Origin of the sequence: Bacteroides sp. AM23-12, from assembly GCF_003434395.1 — a bacterium.
Classification (GTDB): Bacteria; Bacteroidota; Bacteroidia; order Bacteroidales; family Bacteroidaceae; genus Bacteroides; species Bacteroides thetaiotaomicron.
In genome coordinates, this window is sequence record NZ_QTLF01000043.1 from 24,168 (window position 1) to 30,930 (window position 6,763).

Consider the following 6,763-nt stretch of genomic DNA (forward strand, 5'->3'; position numbering starts at 1 on the left):
GCTTTAAAAGTTAAGATTAAGACCTAAGGTGATTGTTCTCATCTGAGGATATATATTTCCATAGTTGGAATCGAGTTCGGGATCCCACAATTTGAATTTGCTGAATGTCAAAAGGTTGACACCCTGTGCATAAACACGAATTGATGACATGCCCAGACGTTTATAAATATGCTTCGGAAGGGTATATCCTATCTCCACATTTTTCAAACGAAGAAAACTCATATTACGTTGCCAGTAGGTGGAGGGTTGAAGATTATTCTCTACCTTGCTCATAGAAAGCCGTGGATAAGTAGCATTAGGATTAGGATTGCTGGTTGTCCAACGTTTTTCGGCTACATCTGCGTAAATCTGTCCTAAACGCTCTATATTATCAGAGGCACCATAAAGAGCGTCTCCACCGATAATACGAGTCACATTTCCTACTCCCTGCATAAACAGAGAAGCGTCAAATCCTTTCCAGCCCAGACTAATACCAAATCCATAATTTATTTCCGGTACGTCCGTATAGCCAATCGCTACCTTATCGTATGCGTCGATAACGTTATCACCATTGATGTCTTTATATTTAATATCACCAGGACGAACGTTTCCAAAGTTTTGTTTGGGGCTATTGGCTATATCTTCTTCTGACTCAAAAAGACCTAGAGCTATAAGACCGCGTTGCTGACGATAGGCAAATCCAGCTTCACTTTGGTAGGGCCATATAGGAGTCGGTTTATCATCATACAACTTTTTATTTCGATTGTAAGTGAAATTGGCACGGGCAGAGACATACCAGTCATTAAATCGTTGTTCATACTCCATAGAACCATCGAAACCTTGATTCTTCATTTCTCCAAGATTCACATACTGGGTTTCATTGAGACCGACGATTGAAGGAACACTTTCTTGCTGAATATAGATACCGGTACGCTTTTCATAAAAATAATCAAGTTGGAATTTAAGCTGGTCAAATAAGCCAAGTTCCAGTCCCACATTCGCTTTTTGAGCTTTCTCCCATGAAACATTCAGGTTTCCCGGAATACCTGTAGAAATACCTACGATACTTCCACTACCGGGATTCGTTCCGAAAATATAGCCGTATTGTCCTTCTTTCATGGTGGAGTTGAATGCAAAACGTCTGTTTCCGCCAATCTGGTCATTACCTATTTCTCCATACGAACCTTTGATTTTCAACAGGTGGATAGTAGAACGCAACGGATCCCAGAAAGCTTCGTTGCTTAGCATATATCCTATAGCAAAAGAGGGAAAGAAACCAAAACGTTTGTCAGGTGCGAAATTCTCAGAGCCATTGTATCCGAAGTTAAATTCAGCAAAATAACGGTCGTAATATGAATAAGTAGCTCTACCGGCAATACCGATGTTTTTGTGGGCAAAAGCGTCTACATAATTACCCGGGAAATTGTCTGTATAGTTACGCATACTAAAAAGAAACAAGGCTCCAACACGGTGCTTTTCTCCAAAGAGGCGGTCGTAATTGGCTGAGGCTTCAAAGTTGATAGTACGTGTGCCCGAATTCGTCCGTGTGAGTTTCATATAATCACTACCTTCAGTACTCCTTACAAAGTCAAGATTTCCTTCTTCATCACGTCCTGTTGCATAGTAGGTAGATGGTGTTACAATGCGGTTTAGTGTATGCGCATTGTAGGCGTCCCATGAGAACTTAACATTGGCTTTTAATCCCGGAGTTACCATTTTTGAGAAATCCTGTGTAAGCGAAATAAGTGATTGCGCATTGTTGAAGAAATCCTGCGAGTACCCAGAGTTATTCAGGCTGTTATAAGGATTGGTACCCGTACTTGGTTTAGCTAAAGTGCCATCTGAATAAATAGTAGGAGTAGCTATCGGAGAAGTACGGATCATATAAGCATACAAATCTGATAGTGAACCATAAGGACGGTTCTTGGTCTCATATTGATTGGACAGTGAGAGACTCAGCTCAGTAGATGAAGTTACATTGATATCAATATTTGAACGAAAACTAAACTTGTTATAGCGCATTGAAGCATCGTAGCGGTCTTTATCCGAAATATTGAATACACTGCCTTCCGAATAAAAGGAGCCGCCTACATAATAACGTATTTTAGGAGATCCCCCGGTAACGTTGATATTCACGCGTGTGGTGTTGGAGAAGTCTTTAAACAATGTTTGCATCCAATCTACATTCGGGTAAAGATCCGGATCTGTATTATTCAGGTATTTTGCTTTTTCTTCAGGTTGTATAGCCAAGCGTCCGGATGATTCCAAAGTAATATCATTATAATAATTGATCCATTGTTCCGTATTAGCCAATTCGGGCATACGTACTGGATTGGTAAAACCATATTCTACGCGTGCATTAATCTTAGGTGCTGATTCGGTTCCACGTTTTGTCGTGATAAGTACAATACCATTGGCTCCACGCACTCCATATAATGCTGTTGCGGTAGCGTCTTTCAGAATAGAGAAAGAAGCGATATCCTCAACATCTACAAGGTCCATACTACGTTCTACTCCATCAACCAGCACTAAAGGTTTGTTGCCTGCACCGAAAGTATTGATACCCCGAATCCAAAAATCAGCACCTGCACCCGGTTCACCTGAACGCTGCATGACAACTATACCAGCCAACTGTCCGGCCAAACCGGAACTCAATTTAGCAACAGGCATTTTCAGCTCATTCATCGAAACTGTATTGATGGCACCAATAACGCTTGCTTTTCGCTGTTTACCATATGCTACTACGGTAACTTCGTCAAGTTCTGCTGTTTGGGGTTGCATTTTAACTACGATATTTGTTTGCTTACCCACCAAAATAGTCTGCGTTTCCATTCCAAGAAAAGAAACGACTAGTTTATCTGTTGGCAAGACTTCTATCACAAATGTTCCGTCCAAGTCAGTGATAACTCCCCTTGAACGTCCTTCTACCAATATTGATGCACTGGGAATAGGTTCTCCAAATTCATCCAAGACTTTTCCTGTTACTTTCTTGCCAGGATTGTCCTTTACTACTTTGATCTCATCTTTTTGTAAAGAATGAGCGAGAGTATTACTGGCGTTCATGTTTACTAGTGATAATAAACAGAATGTCGTAACAGTCCAGATTTTAATTGAAAAAATGTTTTTTCGTAAGTCCGACATCATACATTAATAATTTAAAGTTAAGTAATTCTGTATTTTTTTCTTCTTTAGATTTGATAATTTCCCTAATTATAAGTTCGGTATTATATTCATAGGCTGTTTTGTTTTATAATTTATAATTATTTTGAGGTATGTACTTAATAAAAATATTGCATATATTTTTCAGATAATGTCTTGGCCAACAATATCGGGTTCTCTCCAGAAATTATAGGATGGTGCTCTTTGGATAATGTCCACTCATATTCGAAGTCAGTAATTGATTGATAAAATTGTTTTTCATCAAACTTCTGGCCGGATGATGAAGCGGTTATTACTTCTGTTGTAAAGCGCTTCCAACGTTCACGATAATAACTGTAAGTTAATCCACCCCAGCCCCTGTTTGCATAGTCATTTAACTGGGTTGCCTTTTGTCCCCATACTGTCAGGATACAACGTGCATTTTCCTCATAATATTCTTTTTCAGCTTCTGTTTTTCCAAAAGAACGTGCATCGTCAATCCACTTACCGATTGAGAAATTGGTTTCACAGGATAATAGACGGTCTGTATCTATCAATAGTGCATCCATTTGATCGGCCCATTTCTTCATTCCATCTATGTCTTTTTCTGAATAACATTGAGTGAAATGATCTCTAAACGAGGAAAAGAGATTTCCTAATACTTGCCGTCCTACATTTATTACATCAAATCGATATCCAGTATTGTTTATATGACTGGCTTTCAACATTTCTGTCCAAATATCCCATAAGTCACGATTGTTGTAAGTGATGTCCGGATAGGTATTCCAACTATCTGTGCCCACTAACATTGGACGTGCATTCATTAAAACGGCTTGCCCTGCTGTTGCATACTTTTTATATATTTTTTTATGTAATGAATCCCATGCTTTCAGAATATGTCTATCTTGATTTCCCCCTCTGCATTTTGCCCAGTTTTGAATCCATTGATCAGTTGTTAACGGATACTCCCATGCCTGGTCAAATACAAATTCATACATAAAAGGATTCACATCGAAGCCTTCCAAGGTAGCTCCTAGGCCATATACATTCTCACCACCTTCTACAAAGAGTTTTTCAATTTTGACATCAACATCATCCAGATTTCCGACCATCATGGAGTTTCCACCAAAATTGCCTAAGTAGCACCACATATATGGTTTTCCGTAGTACATTTCCGTATTCCTCCATATTTCTGTACTGTCACAATAGTAATCCAACAGTATGAGTTTGTCATCTGGCACAGCCTCCAGGAAAGAACGGATTCTGGGTTGTGTCCATTTCTTTTGATCATGGTAAAACATCCATGTCATTTGCAACCACTTAGCCTCAGCATCTACTTGATAAATGGACTCATATATCTTCTTAGAAACCTTTGCCAGGAAATCTTCATTCCAATTTGGAGAATCAACCTCATTAAAAGGATCAATTCCATAAATATGATCTGTGCCATATATTGCCGTCTGCTCTTCCAAATACATTTTTTGAATGATGTTGAACAGAGAGTCCATTGGTTCTATAAAATGACTGCGATATTTTGAATCATATCCTCCCCATTGACTCATTTCGTGAATTTTGGCATCTGGATAGATTGCTTTAAGTTCTTTAGGTACGTGCCCAGAAAATGCAGGTAAAACAGGGGTCATATTAAAGTCGCGTTCCCTCTTTAATATTTGTTTCTGTAATACTTCTTGTTGCTCCAACCATGATTTCGGCAGGGGACTTTGCCAATAATCGACATTAGACATACGATGCCAGGGCAAGTGCGCAGGTCCTGTGAAATATGAACGTATTTGTTCATCGTTTAATCCTAATTTGCTCCAGACCTTATACCATACTGTCTCTTGTCCACTGATAGCTAATGGCATCGTAATTCCATTTAATGCCATCCAGTCAATCAACCTTTCCCAATCAGACCATTTCCAATAAGGCATTGTATATCCAAATGTACAGTAGTTCAAGAAGAAGCGATTGTCACACTTAGAACGGATAGATATTGGTTGAGGAATTACTGGTAACTCTTCGGGCATATCAATGCTATCAGAGGCATACCAAGATACATTCGTATGGCAGTAATATTTCAGATAATGGTTAAGACCTACGGCCAAAGAATTATTATTATTTCCTTTTATGCGAATTTTCTTGTGTGCCGATTCTAGTATAAAACGATCCATCTGGTTTGAGTCATTTAGTAATTCAAATTCAAAAGAATCTGCATGTTGAGAAAATAATCTCTGGCACATCTGTTCTAATACTGGGTTACTTGATCCAGTATCCTTTCTACAACTTGTAAAAAGAAAAATTGTAAGTATTATATAGAAGTATTGTCTGTTCATATCAGGGTAATAAAAATAAGAATGTATTATATGTTAGATATTTGATTTTCATGGATGTATAATTTCATTTGTTTCTCGTAACTCTTCCAGTACTTTCCAGCATTGAAATAATCCCCTTGGTACATGAAAGCAGCCTTTCCATTTCCCACCTTTGAGTGGCAGCAATACTTCTCCCTGCCGATTCAGATAACCGAACCATTCCGGATATTCCGGATCTTTGAAGTGTGTCCATGTGTAGTCATGTACCTTCTCAAACCATTCCAGACATTTTTTATCTCCGGTCAGCTGATAACCTTTCAATAATGAAATCAAGGATTCAATGTGCACCCACCAAAGTTTCTGATCCCACTCCAATTGTTGGGGAGGACAACCGTTACGGTCCATAAAGTAATAGATGCCGCCACATTGCTTGTCCCAACCGTAATCAAGCATTGTTAAGGTGGTTAACATTGCTTGTTGTATGAGCTCCGGTCGGTCCAGCCTTTTGCCCAGATCCATGATAAACCACATCGCTTCGATAGCATGACCGGGGGTCACCTGACGACCTTCGAAGCAATCAACCAGATTACCGTCCATATCGACATTCTCAACAATGATACCACCCAGCTCCGGACGATAAAAGACATTCATCACTTCATGGATGCAGGTTTCCATTGTTAGTTTTAAGTAGTCAGGGTCCAGCAGATGTTCTATCTCCAAAGCCAGATTGCAAAGGATCATCGGGAGAGCGAAGTTCTTCAAGTTTCGTGTATCTGGATGAAGCTTATTCCATTTACCTTTCGGATTATCAACTTTAGAGAGTATGATTTCAAAAGTTTTTTTTGCTATGTCTGCATATTCCTGACTTCCGGTAGCAAGACTCAACTGCCCGAAGGCCATGGTGGCAAAAGTATATGAGAAAATATTGTATGGTTCTACTAATGGTCTACCCGAACGATTGAGTGAAAAATACCAGTTGTAATCTCCATTATGTCCATATTTTTTCAAGAACTCACCACCCTGAACGGCACAATCCAGCCATTCCTGTCGTTTTTCCACTTTGTTGTAAAGCATGGAGAACATCCACACCTCACGTCCCTGCAACCAGATGAATTTATCTGTATCAAAAACTCCTCCTTTGCGGTCTAAGCAGGTGAAATAACCGCCAAACTCAAGATCTTGAGAGTGTTCGAGCCAGAATGGAAGGACATTATCCAATAATTCATTCCGATATTGATTGGCTAGTGTTTTAAAATCCATATATCTTTAAGTGTTAAGTTATTAAGGTTTCTTTCTTCTACTGTTCCGACCGGGTCCAGTATCTTTCAATCTCT

General features: G+C 39.2%; 3 protein-coding genes. All 3 read right to left on the reverse strand.

Features of this window, described 5'->3' with window-relative positions:
* Nucleotides 1-3: 3 nt before the first annotated feature.
* Nucleotides 4-3,123 (reverse strand): TonB-dependent receptor, encoded by a 3,120-nt coding sequence (locus tag DW640_RS21210; RefSeq protein WP_016267828.1) that lies wholly within the window; start codon nucleotides 3,121-3,123, stop codon nucleotides 4-6.
* Nucleotides 3,124-3,257: 134 nt separating this feature from the next.
* Nucleotides 3,258-5,450: an alpha-N-acetylglucosaminidase gene (locus tag DW640_RS21215; RefSeq protein ID WP_117578922.1), complete on the reverse strand. Its 2,193-nt coding sequence runs from the start codon at nucleotides 5,448-5,450 to the stop codon at nucleotides 3,258-3,260.
* Between the two features lie 48 nt (nucleotides 5,451-5,498).
* On the reverse strand, nucleotides 5,499-6,689 hold the full coding sequence (locus DW640_RS21220) for an AGE family epimerase/isomerase (RefSeq protein ID WP_117578923.1): 1,191 nt from the start codon (nucleotides 6,687-6,689) through the stop codon (nucleotides 5,499-5,501).
* Nucleotides 6,690-6,763: the final 74 nt, after the last annotated feature.